Consider the following 17,908-nt stretch of genomic DNA (forward strand, 5'->3'; position numbering starts at 1 on the left):
TCGTCCCTCAGAGTTGGCGCGCCAGGCGCGGATCGAGCGCATCGCGCAACCCGTCGCCCACGAGGTTGATCGCGAGCACCGTGGCCGCGAGCAAGAGGCCCGGGTACAGGATGATGTGGAAGGCCACGGCGACGAAGTTGCGTCCCTCGGCCATCATGTTGCCCCAGCTCGGCGTCTGCGCGGGCACGCCCACGCCGAGGAAGGACAGCGCTGCCTCGGTCAGCACCGCGGCCGCCGCGACGAAGGTCGACTGCACGATCAGCGGCGCCACCATGTTGGGCAGCACGTGGCGCCACAGGATCGTCGGCAGCCGCGTGCCCACCGCATGCGCGGCCTCCACGAACAGCTGTTCGCGCAAGGTGAGCGCCAGCGAGCGCACCAGCCGCACCACGCGCGGTATCTCGGGAATGGTGATGGCCACGATCACGGTCGTGAGGCTGGCGCGCGTGACCGCCATCAGCGCGATCGCCAGCAGGATGCCGGGGATCGCCATCAGCCCGTCCATCACGCGCATCACGAAGCCGTCGATGCGGCGCACGAAGCCCGCCAGCAGCCCCAGCACGATGCCGAAGACGGTGGCCAGCACGGCGACCGAGGCGCCGACGATCATCGACACCTGGCCGCCCCACACCGCGCGGCTGAACACGTCGCGGCCCAGCGCGTCGGTGCCGAACCAGTGCTCGGCCGAGGGCGGCTGCATGCGCGCCAGCGGGTCGATGTCCTGCGGGTCGTGGGTGGCGATCCAGGGCGCGGCGATCGACAGCGCCGCCACCGCGAGCAGCAGCAGCAGGCCGACGATCAGCGTCGGGTGCTTGCGCAGCCAGCGGAAGCGTGGCGGGACGAAGGGCACGATGTCGGCCTCGGCGCTGGCCGAAGTGCTGGCCGAAGTTGGGGGCGTGTCGCTGTCGCTCATGGGGAGTACGGTGGACATGGCGCGGTTCAGTACTGGATGCGCGGATCGAAGAAGCGGTAGCTCAGGTCGATCAGCAGGTTGATCAGCACGTACACGCCGGCCGACAGCAGCAGCACGCTCTGGATCACGGGATAGTCGTGGCGCTGCACCGAATCGATGACCAGCCGGCCCACGCCGGGGATCGCGAACACCGTCTCGGTGACCACCACGCCGCCGATCAGCAGTGCGATGCCCACGCCCACCGTGGTGGCGATCGGGATCGCCGCGTTGCGCAGCGCATGGCCCAGCACCGGCAGCACGCCCAGGCCCTTGGCGCGCGCGGTGCGGATGTAGTCCTCGTGCAGCACCTCGAGCACGGTGGCGCGCGTCATGCGCGTCACCAGCGCGATGTAGACCAGCGCCAGGTTCACGCAGGGCAGCACCAGCCCGAGCAGCCAGTCGGTCGGGCTATGGCCGAAGCGCACGTAGCCCTGCACCGGGAACCACGGCAGCTGGATCGCGAAGGCGTAGATCAGCAGGTAGCCGACCAGGAACACCGGCACCGAGAAGGCCAGCACCGCGAACAGCATCACCAGCCGGTCGATCCAGGTGCCGGCGCGGTAGGCCGCGAGCGTGCCCAGCGGCACTGCCACCACCAGCGTGATCGCCATGGTGAGCAGCGCGATCGACACCGTGGGCTCGAGCCGCTGCCCGAGCAGCTGCGACACCGGCACCTGCGTGAAGATCGAGGTGCCGAGGTCGCCGGTGGCGAGCCGGCCGAGCCACAGCGCGAACTGCTGCCACAGCGGCAGGTTGAGGCCGAGCACGGCGCGCAGCTTCTCGATGTCCTCGCCGGTGGCGAGGTCGCCCGCGATCAGCGCGGCCGGATCGCCGGGCGACAGGTGGATCAACAGGAACACCACCACGGCGACCACCGCCATGACCGGGAGCGTCGAGAGGAACCGACGGAGGATGTAGCCCATGGCTTCGAGGTTCTCGTGGCTGGGGAGGAGGGCCTACTTGTCGAGCATCCAGACCGTCGGCATGCCGGCCCAGAGCTTGTCCACGCCCTTGAGGCTGGAGCGCGCGGCGAACGCGGCCGAGTACTGGCCCGCGTTGATGTAGGGCACGGCCTCGTAGGCGCGCGACTGGAAGGCGTCGAGCAGTTCCTTGCGCTTGGCCGGCACCGTCTCCTTGAGCCAGGCGGTGCGCAGCTCGTCGAGCTTCTTGTCGCAGGGCCAGCCCGGCAGGCTGTTGCCGCAGGCCGCGCTCAGGTAGGCGTTGGCGATCGGCGAGTTGGCGTCGAACTCGCCGGCCACGGTCACGTACATGTTCCAGCCGCCGGCCTCGGGCGCATCGCGCTTGGCGCGGCGCGCGCCGATCGAGGCCCAGTCCATGGTCTGCGCGTCGACGTTCAGGCCGATGCTGCGCATGGTCTGCGCGGCCATCAGCGCCTCGGCGTTGAGGTAGGGCACGTCGCTGGGCACCAGCAGCACCACCTTCTCGCCCTTGTAGCCCGCGTCGGCCAGCATCTTCTTGGCCTTGGCCACGTCGGCCTTGCGGAAGGGCTCGGCGCCGGCGGCGGTCTCGTTCGGGCTGCCGCAGATGAAGTAGGTAGCGCAGTAGCTCATGCGCATGTCCAGCGGATAGCCCATGGCCGCGACGAAGCGCTCCTGGCTCACGGCCTGCAGCAGCGCCTGGCGCACCTTCGGATCGTTGAACGGCGCGTGCAGCTGGTTCATCACCAGGAAGGCCTGGTAGGCGCCGCCCGAGCCGATCTTGACGTTGCTGTCGGTGCGCAGCGGCGCGATGTAGTCGGGCGGCAGCTGCTCGACCAGGTCGACCTCGCCGCGCTTGAGCGCCGCGACCGCGCTGTTGGCGTCGGGCAGGTAGAGCCACTCCACGCGGTCGAAGCTGGTCTTCTTGCTGCCCGAGAGGCCGCTCGGCGGCTCGCTGCGCGCCACGTAGTTGGTGTTGCGCACGAACACCGCCTTGTTGCCCGGCACCCACTCGTCGCGCTTGAACACGAACGGGCCCGAGCCCACGACCTCGGTCAGCGGCGCCGTGGCCGGCATCTTCGCGATGCGCTCGGGCAGGATCACCGGCGGAAAGCCCGAGGGCTTGGCCAGTCCGTCGAGCACCATGCCGAAGGGCTCGGTCAGCGTGAGCGTGAAGCTGTGAGCGTCGACCGCCTTCCATTCCGCGCCGCTGGCCACCATCGCGCGGCCCAGGCTGTCGCGCGCGGCCCAGCGCTGCAGCGACGCGATGGCGTCGGCCGAGGTCACGGCGCTGCCGTCCGAGAACTTCAGGCCCGGGCGCAGCGTGAAGCTCCACTGCTTGCCGTCCTTCGAGGTGCTGTATTTCTCGACCATCTGCGGCTGCGGCTTGCCGTTCGCGTCCTGCGCGAACAGCGTGTCGTAGACCATGTAGCCGAAGTTGCGCGAGATGTAGGCCGTGGTGAAGGTCGGGTCGAGGATCTTCAGGTCGGCATGCGCGACCACGCGCAGCGTCTTGGGCTGCTGCTGGGCCGGCGCGTGCAGGCTCGCCGTGGCGAGGGCGAGTCCGCCGAGACAGGCGGCGAGAAGGCGGCGTGGTGAAGTCATCGCGGAACTCCGTGGGCTGAGGAAAAGGGAAGGGAACGAGGGAGAAAAACGAAAACGGGGTGCGTCAGGCCGTGGCGCCGATCGGCCACTTGGGCAGCCGCGCCTTGCGGTAGGGCAGGGTGCTGAGGTCGAGCGTGACCGCGCCCGGCGCACCCGCGTAGATCACGTGCCTGGCGACCTTCGAGTACGAGGCATAGAAATGCTGCGAGGACTTCACCACCACGATCTTCTTGGCCGCCAAGTCGCAGCCCAGTTGCGTGAAGAGGTCGGTGCCCATCGCCTGGTTGCGCAGCGTGATCAGCACGATCTCGATGCCGTTGGCCTCCACCAGCGCGCTGTCGCCCATCAGCACGGGCGTGCCCGCCAGGCCGGTCATCACCAGGTCGCGCTGCAGCGCCTTCACCGTGCACTCGAGGTCGATCGGGTCGCCCGACAGCGGGCTGATCTTGCCGCCGATGCGCATCGTGAGCTTGGCGCCCACGCCCGCGTCGAAGGCGATGCGCACCGCGATCGGGTCCCACATCGGGCCCAGCGCCGCGTTGGTGATGCCGCGCTCGACCAGGCGGCGCAGGATGAAGGTCGAATCGCTGGCCGCGCCGCCGCCGGGGTTGTCGGCGCCATCGGCCAGCACCACCGGGCCGCCGTCGAAGGCCAGCGCCGCGTCGAGCGAGGCGTCGATGCCGGGGTAGGGGACCGTGAGCTCGTCGCGCATCGCGATCACCTCGTCGGCCAGCTGGCGCGCCAGGGCCTGCGCCTTGGCCGCGTCGCCGTCGGTGTAGACCAGCAGCTTGGTGCCCATCTCGGGCACGTCGCCCCACGAGAAGCCGTGCGTGAGCGAGACCGAGAGCACGCCGTCCTTGCCCTCGAGCGACTGCATGCGCTCGACGAAGCCGCGCGCCGGCTGGCGCGAGGTGTGGACCGTCACGATCATGTCGCAGTCGACCATCGCGGCCACCGGCTTCACCTTGCCCTCGACCTGCGCCGCGCAGATGTCGACCAGCTCCATGCCGCGCTCGAGCACGTCGGTGTGCGGGTACTCCTTGAACGAGATCATCAGGTCGGCGTTGGCCACCATCTCGGGCGTGAGGTGGTTGTGCGGATCGAGCTCGGCGCCGATCACCACCTGCGGGCCCACGATCTCGCGCACCCGCTTCAGCAGGTCGCCCTCGCAGTCGTCGTAGCCGTCGGCCACCATCGCGCCGTGCAGGCCCAGCAGCACCATGTCGACCGGCAGCACCGCGCGCAGGTCGGCCAGCAGTTCGTCGCGCAGCGTCTCGTAGGCATGGCGCGTGGTCGTGCCGCTGGGCTGCGCGCCGGCCACCATGCCTTCGAACAGCGTCCAGCCGTGCTCCTTGCCGCGGATGCGCGCGGCCCACAGCGGGCCCGAGAACAGCGTCATCGCTTCGGGATGCTTGCCGGCGGGGAAGTAGCCGCGGTCCTTGAACGAGGCCAGGCCCGTGGGCATGGGCGCGAAGGTGTTGGTTTCGGTGGCGAGGGAGGCACTGAAGACACGCATGGGGTTTCTCTTGTTCTCGGGGTGGAGGGAAGAAGGAGGAAAAGGGGGGCGTTGCCGCGTCAGGCCGCGACCTTGCTGCGCAGCCGCTGCGGCCCGAGCATCTCGGCCGTGAGCCCGAAGCCCGCGATGCGCTCGGGCAGCGGCAGCCCGCGTGCCAGCGCCGCGCAGGCCTCGCCCATCGCGGCCGAGGTCTGGATGCCGTAGCCGCCCTGCGCCGCGACCCAGAAGAAGCCCGGCGCCTCGGGATCGAAGCCGCCGACCAGGTCGCCGTCGGCCACGAAGGAACGCAGGCCGGCCCAGGTGCGCGTGGGGCGGCGGATCGAGAGCGTGGTCACCTGCTCGATGCGGTCGATCGCGATCGCGATGTCGAGCTCCTCGGGCTGGATGTCCTGCGGCTCCACCGGGTCGGCATTGGCCGGCGAGCCGAGCAGCATGCCGGCGTCGGGCTTGATGTACCAGTCCTCCTCGGCGCCGAACACCATGGGCCAGCGCGCGGCCGTCGCGGCCTCGCCCTCGGGCGGCGCGAAGATGAAGGCCGAGCGCCGGCGCGGCTCGATGCCGATGGGCGGCACGCCCGCGAGCCGAGCCACGGTATCGACCCAGGCGCCCGCCGCATTGAGCAGCACCGGGGCCTCGTAGCTGCGCCCGCCGGCCTGCACGCGCCAGATGTCGCCCACGCGCTCGATGGCCGTCACGCCCGCGTCGCACACCAGCTGCCCGCCCGCGCGCCGCATGCCGCGCAGGTAGCCCTGGTGGATCGCATGCACGTCCATGTCGGCCGCATCGGGTTCGTAGACCGCGCCGATCACCTGCTCGGGCCGCAGCGCCGACACCATCGCGCATGCTTCGTCGGCACTGAGCCGGCGCGGATCGCCGGGCATGCCCTGCAGCACCTGCCAGTGCTCTTCGAGCTGCGCCTCCTGCCCCGGGCCCGCGATCATCATCGCGCCGCGCGGCGTGAGCAGCGGATGTTCGGCGAAGCCCGGCGGCGGGTTCTCGAGGAAGGCGCGGCTGGCCATCGTGAGCGCGCGCACCTGCGGCGTGCCGTAGCTCTCCATGAACAGCGCGGCCGAGCGGCCCGTGGAGTGGTAGCCGGGCTGGTTCTCGCGTTCGAGCAGGATCACGCGGGCATGCGGCGCGAGCCAGTGCGCCACCGAGGCGCCGGCGATGCCGCCGCCGATCACGAGGAAGTCGGTGGTGGCGGTGGTGTGTTCGGTCGTTGTCATCGCGGCGCAGTGTAGGAACAAATTTGCGTATACGCAAATTATCGAAAGCCCTGAGTTCCTTTGGCATCGTCTCGTGCAGAGTGAGGACGCGGCGAAGGACTCAGGACGTTCGTTGCACCATGGCGGTGAAATTTGCGTACTTGCAATTTGCGCATACGCAAATTCCGGGCCCGGCCGCGGCGGCCCGGCGGTGGAGCGGCGGCGGATGGACTGGCAGAATCCTGCGCATCACAAGAGAGAGCCAAGCGTGAATCCACATACAGGGACCAAGCAGGCGGCGAAGCCGAAGGAGGCCGCGCCCACGCTGGACCGCACCACTTTCGGCTATCGCCTGCGCACCGCGCGCAAGCGTTTCGGCTGGACGCTGGCGCAACTGGCCGAGCGTTCGGGCGTGTCGATCACCACCATCTCGCGCGCCGAGCGCGGCCAGCTCGCGCTGGGCTACGAGAACTTCACCGCCCTGGGCCGCGCGCTCGACATGGACATGAACGCCATGTTCGCGGGCGCCGGCGTCAAGCCCGCCCAGTTCGACGGCCCCGTCGTCACGCGCGCCGGCAAGGGCGTGGTGTACCGCGGCCTATCGATCGCCTACGAGTTCCTCGGCACCACCGCCGCCGGCAAGCAGATGAGCCCGATCGTCGGCGTGGTGCACGCGCGGCGCATCCACGGCCCCGAGGACTTCGTGCGCCACTCGGGCGAGGAGTTCGCCTATGTGCTCTCGGGCGAGATCGAGGTGCACTTCGACAACGGCGAGGTGGTGCGGCTGGGGCGTGGGGATTCGCTCTATTTCGACAGCCGGCTCGGGCATGCGTACATCAGCGTGAGCAGGCAGCTGGCGAAGATCGTGGGGATGACGATCGGGGAGAGCGGGCACATGAAGTCGGCGCGGGAGGCGCCGGAGGTGGAAGCCGTGGAGGCGGTGGCGAAGAAGAGGATTGGGCGCGCCGGCAAGGGTTGACTCGTCCGTCCACCGAGCGATCCAACATGAACATCGATAACCATCTGCTTGCACTTGAGTCACTCAGCGTATGGAGCTGCAGCGGTGCCTGCTCCTACGCGTTCAGCCGTTTGCCTGCGAGCGACACGCTGTTGAATTCTCTGGTGGACCACCTCAAGCTCTCGAGGCAATACCAGGAACGGTTCCCGCTGCAGCTCTTTCCCCTGGACGCGAACTGGCGGCCAGCCGTCGAATCCTTCGTCTTTGATTGGGTGTTTGGGGCGCAGCCTTCGTCAGGGCCCGGCGCTGCCGCACAGAACGCCGTAGTGGTTCGCGAGCTAGTCGGTGGGATTGGCGAGAAGGTTGGCGATGCCGCGGCATTCATGGTCATGGGGGAAGGCACGATGGTGCCAAACACGATCTGGAACGCGATTGCTTTCACCAGCGCGGAGGCCTCCTGGCTCCTCGAATTCGGTTGGGACGACTAGCCTTCCGAGGTCGAGAAGCCTGCCCGACACCGACCAGCATTCGACTCAGGTATCTCCAAGCCCGAACTCCCATCTAATTCTTGCCGCGTAGCATCCGCGCCGCCCACGATGAAGCGATGCGCCGTACGCAAACCCGGCCGGGCAGGATGGACGAATGAACACGAGAAACAAGATCGCGACGCTGCTGGTCGTCGCGGCTGCTGCCGTTGGCGCGGCCTTTGCCTATGCGTGGGAGCCGGCCATCGCGGCCTTGCCCGCGCCACCGCCGCCAAGCGGCGACCAGGCGCTGCTGGTGCGAGGCTCGCACGTGGCCAGCACGGGCGACTGCATGGTGTGCCACACGGCCGCCAACGGCAAACCCTTCGCGGGTGGCCTGCCGCTCAACACGCCCTTCGGCACGATCTACAGCACCAACATCACGCCCGACGCCGAGACCGGCATCGGCACCTGGTCGCTCGAGGCCTTCACCCGCGCCATGCGCGCCGGCGTGTCGCGCGACGGGCACCTGCTGTACCCGGCCTTTCCCTACCCGCACTTCACGCGCATGTCGGATGACGACATCGGCGCGCTCTATGCGTACCTGATGGCGCGCACGCCGGTGCATGCGCCGGCCAGGGCCAACCAGCTCACCTTCCCGCTCGGCTTTCGGCCGCTGGTCGCTGGCTGGAACCTGCTGTTCCTGCAGAAGGGCCCGCTGCCCGCGCCCGCCACGGCGCAGTCCGACGAATGGCTGCGCGGCCGCTATCTGGTGGAGGGCGCGGCGCACTGCGCGGCCTGCCACACGCCGATGAACCTGCTCGGCGCCGAGAAGGGCAGCCAGCCCTTCGCGGGCAACCTCATCGACGGCTGGGAGGCGCCGCCGCTGAATGCGCTGGCCAGCGCGCCCAGGCCGTGGACGAAGGAGCAGCTCGTGTCCTACCTGCGCACCGGCCTCGCGAGCGAACACGGCGCGGCCGCGGGGCCGATGCTGCCGGTGACGCAGCACCTGGCCGACGTGCCCGAGTCGGACGTGCGCGCGATCGCGACCTACATCATGGGCCTGCAGCCCGCGGCCCCTGCCGTGGCGCAGGCCGAGCCGGCCAAGGCGGCTGCGTCGGCTTCGGTTGCCGCGGCGGCCGTGCCCGCGGGCCAGCGCGTCGATGCCGGTACCGCGCTGTTCAACGGCTCGTGCGCCGGCTGCCACGGCGGCGCGGCGCCCATGCGCACCATCGGCGACCGGCCCGCGCTCGGCCTGAGCACGGCGGTCAATGCCGACAGCGCGCGCAACGCCATCAACCTGGTGCTGGGCGGCAACCCGTGGGGCGGCTCGGCATCGGCGCACTACATGCCGCCGTTCGCCGATGTGCTGAGCGACGAGCAGATCGCCGAGGTGCTGCGCTACGTGCGCGCCAGCGCCACGCAGCGTCCGGCCTGGCCCGACCTGCAGAACGAGGTTGCGAAGGTTCGCAAGGAGAAGGAGGCACTGCCGAAATGATCACGCTCACCGTCAACGGCGTCGACCACGCGCTCGACATCGACCCCTCCATGCCGCTGCTGTACGCACTGCGCAACCACCTCAAGCTCAACGGCGCCAAGTACGGCTGCGGACTCGGCCAGTGCGGCGCCTGCACCGTGATCGTCGACAAGCGCCCCGTGTTCTCGTGCCTGATGCCGGTGTCGGCGGTGGGCAAGCGCGCGGTGCGCACCATCGAGGGCCTGGGCAGTGCCGACAAGCCGGCGCCGATCCAGCAGGCCTTCATCGAACAGCAGTCGGCCCAGTGCGGCTACTGCATCGCCGGCATGGTGATGCGCGCGCAGGCGCTGCTCGACGAGCGCCCGGGCGCCGACGAGGAGGAGATCCGCCAGCACATGCAGCCCAACCTCTGCCGCTGCGGCACCCACATGCGCATCGTGGCCGCGATCGTCGAGGCGTCGAAGACGCTGGCCGGCACCGCGCGGCAAGGAGCATCGCGATGAGCCACCCCGCACAGCGGCAGGACGCCGCGCTGCGCAACCCGAGCCGGCGCCACTTCCTGGCCGCAGGCTCGCTCACCGTGAGCTTCTCGCTCTGGCCCGGGGCCGCCGCGCTGGCCCAGCAGGGCAAGCAGGCCACCGAGGCGGGCGCGCCCAGCGCGCTCGATGCCGGCACCGCCAAGCTGCCGGGCGACCTCACCGGCACGCCCATGCTCGACGCCTGGATCCGCATCGACGAGCAGGGCCGCATCACCGTGTGGACCGGCAAGGCCGAGCTCGGCACCGGCATCCGCACCGCCTTCACGCAGATCGCCGCCGAGGAGCTGAGCGTGCCCTTCGAGGCGGTGCACCTGGTGACGGCCGACACCGCCGTCACGCCCAACGAGGGCTACACGGCCGGCAGCCATTCCACCGCCGACAGCGGCACCGCCATCCTCAACGCGGCGGCGCAGGTGCGCGTGCTGCTGGTCGGCTCGGCCGCCGGCAAGCTCGGCGTGGCGGCCGACACCCTCAAGCTGCGCGACGGCGTCATCTCCGCCCCCGACGGCCGCACCCTGAGCTACGGCCAGGCCGTGAGCGGGCTCGACCTGCACCGGCGCGCCGAGCCGCGCTCCGAGCTGGTCGACCCGAAGCAGCACCGCCTCATCGGCCAGTCGCGCCGGCGGCTCGACATCCCGGGCAAGGTCACCGGTGGCGCGAGCTATGTGCAGGACATGCGCCTGCCGGGCATGGTGCATGCGCGCATGGTGCGGCCGCCGTCGTACGGCGCCGTGCTGACCGGCGTCGACAGCGCGGCCGTCGAGAAGATGCCGGGCGTCGTCAAGGTGGTGCGCGACGGCAGCTTCCTGGCCGTGGTGGCGCAGGACGAGTGGCAGGCCATCCAGGCCATGCGCGCCCTCACCGAGGCCGCGCGCTGGCAGGAAAGTGCCTCGCTGCCCACGCCGGCCACCATTCACGACACGTTGATGAAGCTGCCCCGGCAGGAGATCCACGTCGGCGACCGCCATGGCGAGACCGTGCCGGCGGCCAGGACCCTGCATGCGCGCTTCACCAAGCCCTACCTCGCGCATGCGTCGATCGGCCCCTCGTGCGCGGTCGCGCAGTTCGATGCGCAGGGCAAGCTCACCGTGTGGACCCATTCGCAGGGCGTGTTCCCGATGCGTGGCGCGCTGTCGGAACTGCTTTCGATGAAGCCCGAGGACATCCGCTGCGTGCACGTCGAAGGCTCGGGCTGCTACGGCCACAACGCCGCCGACGATGCCGGCGCCGAGGCCGCGCTGATCGCGCGCGCCGTGCCGGGGCGTCCGGTGCGGCTGCAATGGATGCGCGAGCACGAATTCACCTGGGAACCCTTCGGGCCCGCGATGGTCACCGACGTGAAGGCCTCGCTCGACGCCAGCGGCCGCGTGGTCGACTGGCAATACGAGATCTGGAGCAACTCGCACAACCAGCGCCTGGACAACGCCGGGCGCTTCATCTCCGCGCAGTACCTCGCGAAGCCCTTCACGCCGGCGCCGCCCAAGCCCATTCCCATGCCCGAGGGCGGTGGCGACCGCAACAGCCTGCCGCTGTACAACTTCGCCAACTACAACGTCGAGCACCACTTCCTGCCCGACATGCCGGTGCGCGTGTCCGCCATGCGCGGCCTCGGCGCGTACATGAACGTCTTCACCATCGAGAGCTTCATGGACGAGCTGGCCGCCGCCGCGGGCGCCGATCCGGTCGAGTTTCGGCTGCGCCACCTCGACGACCCGCGCGGGCGCGACGTGGTGCAACTCGCGGCGAAGAAGTTCGGCTGGGACCCCAGGCGCAAGCGCGTGCCGAACCGCGGCGTGGGTTTCTCATTCGCCCAGTACAAGAACCTGATGAGCTATCTGGCGCTGGCGGTCGAGGTGTCGATCGTGCCGGAGACCGGCGAGATCCGCATCGAGCGCGCCATCGCGGCCATCGACTGCGGTCAGGTCGTCAACCCCGACGGCGTGCGCAACCAGGTCGAGGGCGGCATCCTGCAGTCGGCCAGCTGGACCCTGTACGAGCAGGTGCAGTACGACGCCCAGCGCATCCGCAGCTATGACTGGAGCCGCTATCCGATCATGCGGTTCTCGGACGTGCCGCGGAAGGTGGAGGTGCACATCATCGATCGGCCCGGGGCGCCGTTTCTGGGGACCGGCGAAGCCTCGCAGGGGCCGGCGCCTGCGGCGTTGGGGAATGCGATTGCGGATGCTACGGGGCGGAGGTTGCGGGGGTTGCCGTTGGCGGCGGGGCGGAGGTTGAAGGAATACAGGCAGGGTTGAGGCTGGGGAGGTTGGCGGCAGGCGCCACGCTTGTGAGGCTTTGCCTAAATAGATCGCTACTTGGGCCAGTGTGCGCAAACGATCTCTAGCCTGAAGTTTCTTTGAGATGGCGCGGCTCCATCCGTTTGCTCTGCATTGTCAGGGGAGGGGAGGCTACTCGGCAGCGATAGCCGAAGCTGGTTTCAGTGCACCCACCGACCGCTGTAGCTCGGTTCGCAGCCGCTCGACGCGAAGGCGCGACTCCTCGCCTCTTTTGCAGCGATTGAAGTCGGACGATGAAGTCGCGCGAATCTACGATCTCGGCCGCATTGCAACCGTCCGAACCACAAGTTTTACATGGGCAGCCGTGTCATGTGCGAGCCGGCGGACGGGTACTCCCCGCGATGCTCCTGAACCGGCCGCACTGCGCGCTCGCGGACTTCAGGTGAAAACTTGTTCGACTTGTTCATGGCTCCATCTTCTCAAAGGTTGGAGCCTCCGCAAATCCCGGGCCGATTCAGTCCTTCGCGCAAGTTCTGTAAGGAGATGCTCGCTGTGGCCGGCGTGAGCGTGTACCAAAACTCGTCGGCAGTCCGCACCATGACGAGCTCGAAGCCCGGGATGCAACAACCGTCGCTTCAACGATGTCTGTATCCTCGTCCAGATCGCCGGCCTCAGGCATTCGCACCTCTACGCGCCCGAATTTACCTCGCAGATCGCTCTGGCTTTAGGTTAGCCGCCATGGTGCAAAGTACGTTTTTCGTCGCCAGCCCAGTTCCGAGTCAAAACCCATTGCTCGGAGCCATGGCTCGAAGGCCTGGATGCAACGCTACGATTGACCTGAATGACTAAATTCGTCGACCTAGGCCGTCAATTTCGAGCTCTCACAAGCAAGGAACTTGAGCAGCCAGAGATACTCGATTCCCTGAGCGATCGCACGTATCTGTCGTCCGGGCTGAAGTGGGATGAGCTCCTAGAACGCCCTCGCGTCCTTCTTCTGGCGGAGGCAGGCTCAGGGAAGACCGCCGAGATGCGGCACATGGCGGAAGCGCTTACCAAGACGAACAAGTACGCTTTCTTCGTGGCGCTCGAGTCCCTGGACCACGTGAAATTCTCAGACGTGCTGTCGGCGAAAGATGAGATTCGGTTCGATGCCTGGAAAGCCGATGGGAGAACACCGGCCTGGTTCTTTCTGGACGCTGTCGATGAACTCAAGCTGACACGAGGCAAGCTAGAGCGCTCACTCGGCATCTTTGCCAAGGCGGTTGATGGTCTCCTGGACCGCACCCGGGTGGTGGTCTCGTGCCGCCCCAATGATTGGCGTCCGGTGACTGACATGTCCACTTACAGGACTCAGTTGCCCATCTCCGAGCCAAGTTCCGACATCGAGCAGACGTCGGAGGAGGCGTTTCTGAGGCGGATCCGCACGCCCAAGACCAAAACTGAAAAGGAGACTCCGCTAGAAGGCGCATCGGATGTGTTCGCCGTCATTCTCTTGCCGCTGGGGGACAAGCAGATCGAGAGCTTTGCACGGTCAATCGGTGGGCTCGGCGACGCCCAGGTGTTTCTCGAAGAATTGGCGCGTCAACGAGCCTGGACCTTTGCTCGCAGACCTCTCGATCTATCGGAACTTGTGGCGAACTGGAAGCTGCACGGGAAACTCGGCAGTCGATCGCAGCAGCACGAAGCGAACATCAGTTCCAAGCTGAAAGACGACCCCGAGCGGCCGGACGGTGGAGAACTGTCAGAGACGATGGCGCGAGTCGGAGCGGAGCGACTGGCTCTGGCGATGACACTCATGCGCCGCCGAACCGTTCAGGCGCCTGACCAGCCTCTCGATGTCGACCGGAGCGAAACAGTACTCGACCCGGTCCTCGTCCTGCCTGATTGGACATCTAATCAGCGAAATGCCCTCCTTCGCCGCGCTTTGTTCGACCCAGCGACGTATGGTCGCGTCCGCTTTCATCATCGATCGGTTCAAGAGTACCTGGCAGCAAGCCGGCTGCGGGCACTACGCGCAGGGCAAATGGGCGTCAAGGCGCTATTGCGCCTGCTATTCGCCGATCCGTATGGAGAACGAGTCGTCATCCCGTCAACGCGGCCCGTGGCTGCGTGGCTAGCACTATGGGACGACAGCGTGATGAAGGAGCTCTCCAGTCGTCAACCGGAGGTTCTGCTGTCATTGGGCGACCCAGAGGCGCTCTCGCTTCAGGCCAAGGCCGATGTCGTGAGGCGATTCGCAAATGCCTACAGGACTGGCACTTCGCGCGGTATCAACATTCCGATTGACGAGGTTCGACGGTTGGCCACTCCGGAGCTCGACCCTGTGATCCGAGACCTTTGGCAAACGAGTCGTGCAAATGAAGACGTGAGCGAGTTGTTGCTCGAAATCATTTGGCAGAGCAAGACGACCGGATGCTCGGACATCGCAGAGGCCGCGGCAATGGACACGAACCTGCCACCGTACCAGCGCGTGGTGGCAATTCGGGCCTTGGTAGACAGCGGCGCACACGTTGCGGCACGTCGCGTGACCAACTCGATCGTCGCATTTCCAGTTGCGTGGCCGGACCGAGTCATCCATGGCGCTGCGGCCGACCTCTTTCCACTCATCGCGACCGTGGGCGAGCTGCTAATGCTTGTTGAGCGCATCGAGGAGCCCCGCTATGCTGTTAGTGGATTCGGGTGGCAAATGCAACTCATCTGCAAATCGATCGAACCCACCACGGCGATCGCCGTGCAACTGCGTGACGGTCTCACCGACCTCATCTGGCGAGGACGATTTCTGGATCGTCCGTTCTATCAGATTGCCGGCGCTTTCGACCATGTAACTACGGGACTTGCAATCCTCTGCACGAGACAGCTTCAGGCCAGTGGTGCTGCGTCGCGCCCTGGACTGGCACGCGCGTGCGCTATTGCCCACAGATTCGCTCCAGACCGAACCGGTGATGCCGAGGTCTTGCAAGTTCTGCGACAGAAGCTTTTCGAGGTACCGAGCGTTCGTACAGCGGCGTTCTGGGAGGAACTCTCCGCCATGGACGAGATGGTGCCCAACCCAGACCCGTGGCATCGGTACTATCACGTGGTCCACGGTGGGGTCGTTCCAACCATTGTGGAACAAGACCGCACGTGGCTCGAGGAGGCCTTGCGGACAGCCTCGGTACCCTCCCGTCGAGGCGTTGCTCTACATGCTCTCTTGCAACTCTGGCGCGAACGAGGCTCGCCGGCTGACGAACTTCAGGTGTTGAAGAACAGCGTCGCGGATGACGAACACCTGAGGTCCTCCTTGGAAGCGTGGGTCGCCCCGACAACGGGCGGCGACATCCAAGAAGAATGGATGCGCAACGAACGCAAACGAGAGCAGTCCCAGAGGCGAAAGGAGCGCGATCGACTTGCCAATTGGAAGAAGTGGCGCACAAATATTCTTTCCCAGCGCGATAGAGCGTTTGCACCTGAGAAGCTCGAGGCGACGATCGCGAATGTGTACAAGTGGCTGTCGATGGGTGGAAATCTCAGCAGTCGCTCCAAGGTGTGGGACAGGCGCGCGATTTCCGACGCGTTTGGCCCGGAGTTTGCCGAGGAGTTGGCTGCCGGGCTGCGGAGGTACTGGCGCACGCTCACACCCGTGCTCTGGTCCAAGAGGCCGGAAAACGACCGCAACACAACGCTCTGGGCTTGGACGTATGGCCTCTTTTCGGTATCCGCCGAGGCAGACGATCCGGATTGGGCGCGGCGTCTCACTGGCGATGAAGCCCGACTTGCGACTGCGCTGGCCACGCTGGAGTTCAATGGGTTTGCAGAGTGGCTCTCAACTCTCGCGGAGAGTCATCCAGAAGCCGTTGCGTCGATACTCGGAGCGGAACTGCTGGCCGAAGCAGCTGAGAGTCCGGAGCAGTCCTACCTCCCGACCCTTCAGGATTTGACCTATGCCAAGGCGAATATCAAGATGCTGCTATCGCCAGTCTGCCTTCAACTCTTCCTGAGCTGGGCCACGAAGACTGAGAGCGATGCAGGTGATGCGAGGGTGCTGCATGCGCTCGACCAGTTGGTTCGGATACTGGACGAGACAAGTGACGGCGAGCAACGAGTAAGGCTGGCGCGTCATTGCATTCAGAAGGCTTCCCATGAGGAGACGGAGTCCCTCGCACTCCACTGGCTTCGGTCCGCCCTGCGCTTCGACTTCGCGGTCGGTGCACAGGCCGTTCTCGATGCGTTGAAGGCGTCCACCGTTGCCACTGGGGTGCCTGCATTCGCGGCCATTTTTGGTGGACGGGACGGAATTCCAATTCGCATTGATGACGCTGCAGCTCGAGCTCGTATTCTCGGACGGTTGGTACGGGCGGCGTACGCAATCATCCGTCGCGAGGATGACCGGACTCATGAAGGGGTGTACACACCGAACGTCCGGGACAATGCTGAAGACGTCAGGAACTTCCTGCTATCCGCGCTCCTCGACACGCCCGGTGCAACGTCCCGAGCCGAGCTTTTGTCACTTGCCTCGGCAAGTACTTTCGCCCATATGCCCGACAGGCTGAGACTGCTGGCCAGAGAGCGCGCCGCCATTGACGCCGAGTTGCCCGCCTTCGACCAACTGGACATCTCGGCACTCGACGAATACGGAGAGCCTCCGGCAGTTGATCGAGACAGTCTCTACAGGTTGATGCTCGACCGGATCGACGACCTGCAGCATGACATAACGCACCACGACTTCAGTGACAGGAGAACCCTTTGCTCCATCAGTGAAGAGACCGAGATGCAGCTCGCTATCGCCATGCGATTGGACGCGGCAAAGAGAGGAGCCTACGTCGTCACCCGCGAGGACGAGGTTGCCGACAAAAAGAGGACAGATATTCGACTCGCCACAGTGCGGGGACAAAGTCGCGCTGTCATCGAGCTGAAAGTCGCCGACAAGCGCTGGTCCATCGGAAACCTCGAGCACGCTCTGGAGCACCAAGTACTCGCCCAGTATTTACGGCATGAGCACACTACAGTGGGCTGCCTGCTTCTGACTTACAACGGAGATACAAGCCGCTGGAGGGTGGGTCGGAGTGGGCCGTTTCTGAATTTCGACGAGCTTGTTGCTCGTCTTGCCACTCGGGCAAAGGAGCTCGAACTTCGAGAGGAAGGGCGTGTGCGACTCGCGGTCATCGGTTTGGATCTGAGAGACGCAGAACTTTTACCGGTCCAGCGCTAGTCTAGAGCTGCATGGGCTGCCTGCCACACGAAATTGAAGCTGCTTGCTGAAGCGAGAAAGTGATGACACTCATCGAAGCCGAATCCCCGATCGCGCTTAGCGTACAGCTGTCCCGACTGGACATATCGGTTCCCAGACGCTCCGACGGCAGAACTACCGAGCAGGCTGAAAGGTACTGCATCGCTCACTTGCTCTCCTCGCTGCCATCCGATCGGATGAGATTTCCGCTGTCGGTCATACATCGTGACAAGCCAGACTTTCTGCTCGAATCGGGCGACTGGAGGGTCGGGATAGAGCACACCGAAGCCGTTCCGCCGAACATCGCCCACGCGAGTTTCCTGCGCGAGAAGGGCGAAGGGCCCGAGGTGTATTTCACGCCTCGCGCAGTCCCCGGTGAAGCCGTAAGGTCTGCCGCTCAACTTCGCGAAGAAATCCGAGCCGACGAACCCGGAGAGCCATGGTGCGGCGACACGCCAGAGCGGGAGTGGGCTACGGCCATGCTTTTCTCGGCCGAAGCGAAAGTGAGCAAAGCGCGACACCCCGAGTTCGAGGCGTTCGGTGAAAACTGGCTACTGATTTACGACGCCTGGCCGCTCCCACCGATCAAGCCGGACAGGGCTGGCCCATTGCTGTGGGAGGCGCTAAGCACCAGTTCCGTCCCGCTGACATTCGATAAGATCTTTGTACTCGACTCGACCTGCCTCTTCGAATTTGACACGACCTGGAGGACTCATGCCGTGCGCCGCCCTCGCCGTCCCTTGATTCCTTGCGCCTAAAATGAGCGGCCCGGCATGCCCGCACCGAGGGTTTAGAGCTCGCTTGGTTGCGT

General features: G+C 66.4%; 12 protein-coding genes. 7 read left to right on the forward strand and 5 right to left on the reverse strand.

The genetic code is table 11. From position 1 onward, the window contains the following. Nucleotides 1–7 precede the first annotated feature (7 nt). From R0232_RS10335 to R0232_RS10355, 5 genes are all read right to left on the reverse strand, one after another. A complete protein-coding gene (locus R0232_RS10335) occupies nucleotides 8–931 on the reverse strand; it encodes an ABC transporter permease (protein WP_431512042.1) in 924 nt (307 codons plus the stop codon). Between the two features lie 8 nt (nucleotides 932–939). Beyond that, a complete protein-coding gene (locus tag R0232_RS10340; protein ID WP_431512043.1) occupies nucleotides 940–1,875 on the reverse strand; it encodes an ABC transporter permease in 936 nt (311 codons plus the stop codon). 33 nt (nucleotides 1,876–1,908) lie between these two features. Then, nucleotides 1,909–3,495 carry an ABC transporter substrate-binding protein gene (locus tag R0232_RS10345; protein WP_093349074.1) on the reverse strand — a complete coding sequence of 529 codons (1,587 nt, stop codon included), beginning with the start codon at nucleotides 3,493–3,495 and terminating at the stop codon, nucleotides 1,909–1,911. Nucleotides 3,496–3,559: 64 nt separating this feature from the next. Then, the gene (locus R0232_RS10350; protein ID WP_431512044.1) at nucleotides 3,560–5,011 is read right to left on the reverse strand and encodes a M81 family metallopeptidase; all 1,452 of its coding nucleotides are present in this window, start codon (nucleotides 5,009–5,011) and stop codon (nucleotides 3,560–3,562) included. Between the two features lie 59 nt (nucleotides 5,012–5,070). Further along, on the reverse strand, nucleotides 5,071–6,237 hold the full coding sequence (locus R0232_RS10355; RefSeq protein ID WP_431512045.1) for an NAD(P)/FAD-dependent oxidoreductase: 1,167 nt from the start codon (nucleotides 6,235–6,237) through the stop codon (nucleotides 5,071–5,073). 247 nt (nucleotides 6,238–6,484) lie between these two features. Here R0232_RS10355 and R0232_RS10360 point away from each other — a divergent pair, with 247 nt between their 5' ends. The 7 genes from R0232_RS10360 (at nucleotide 6,485) to R0232_RS10390 (ending at nucleotide 17,855) form a co-directional block, all read left to right on the forward strand. Beyond that, the gene (locus R0232_RS10360; protein ID WP_431512046.1) at nucleotides 6,485–7,195 is read left to right on the forward strand and encodes a helix-turn-helix domain-containing protein; all 711 of its coding nucleotides are present in this window, start codon (nucleotides 6,485–6,487) and stop codon (nucleotides 7,193–7,195) included. A gap of 26 nt (nucleotides 7,196–7,221) precedes the next feature. Then, nucleotides 7,222–7,662: a hypothetical protein gene (locus R0232_RS10365; protein WP_431512047.1), complete on the forward strand. Its 441-nt coding sequence runs from the start codon at nucleotides 7,222–7,224 to the stop codon at nucleotides 7,660–7,662. 154 nt (nucleotides 7,663–7,816) lie between these two features. Continuing rightward, entirely contained in the window at nucleotides 7,817–9,136 is a 1,320-nt protein-coding gene (locus tag R0232_RS10370; protein WP_431512048.1) for a c-type cytochrome, read from the forward strand. Further along, complete coding sequence (locus R0232_RS10375; protein WP_208508813.1) at nucleotides 9,133–9,618, forward strand: (2Fe-2S)-binding protein; 486 nt, start codon at nucleotides 9,133–9,135, stop codon at nucleotides 9,616–9,618. Before R0232_RS10370 ends, R0232_RS10375 begins: the two co-directional genes overlap by 4 nt. Next, complete coding sequence (locus R0232_RS10380; protein WP_431512049.1) at nucleotides 9,615–11,909, forward strand: molybdopterin cofactor-binding domain-containing protein; 2,295 nt, start codon at nucleotides 9,615–9,617, stop codon at nucleotides 11,907–11,909. Before R0232_RS10375 ends, R0232_RS10380 begins: the two co-directional genes overlap by 4 nt. Nucleotides 11,910–12,732: 823 nt before the next feature. Then, nucleotides 12,733–17,079: a hypothetical protein gene (locus R0232_RS10385; protein ID WP_431512050.1), complete on the forward strand. Its 4,347-nt coding sequence runs from the start codon at nucleotides 12,733–12,735 to the stop codon at nucleotides 17,077–17,079. 62 nt (nucleotides 17,080–17,141) lie between these two features. Then, nucleotides 17,142–17,855, forward strand: a complete 714-nt coding sequence (locus R0232_RS10390) for a hypothetical protein (RefSeq protein ID WP_431512051.1) — start codon at nucleotides 17,142–17,144, stop codon at nucleotides 17,853–17,855. Nucleotides 17,856–17,908 lie beyond the last annotated feature (53 nt).

It is taken from the genome of Variovorax sp. DAIF25, from assembly GCF_050711835.1.
Lineage (GTDB): Bacteria > Pseudomonadota > Gammaproteobacteria > Burkholderiales > Burkholderiaceae_C > Variovorax.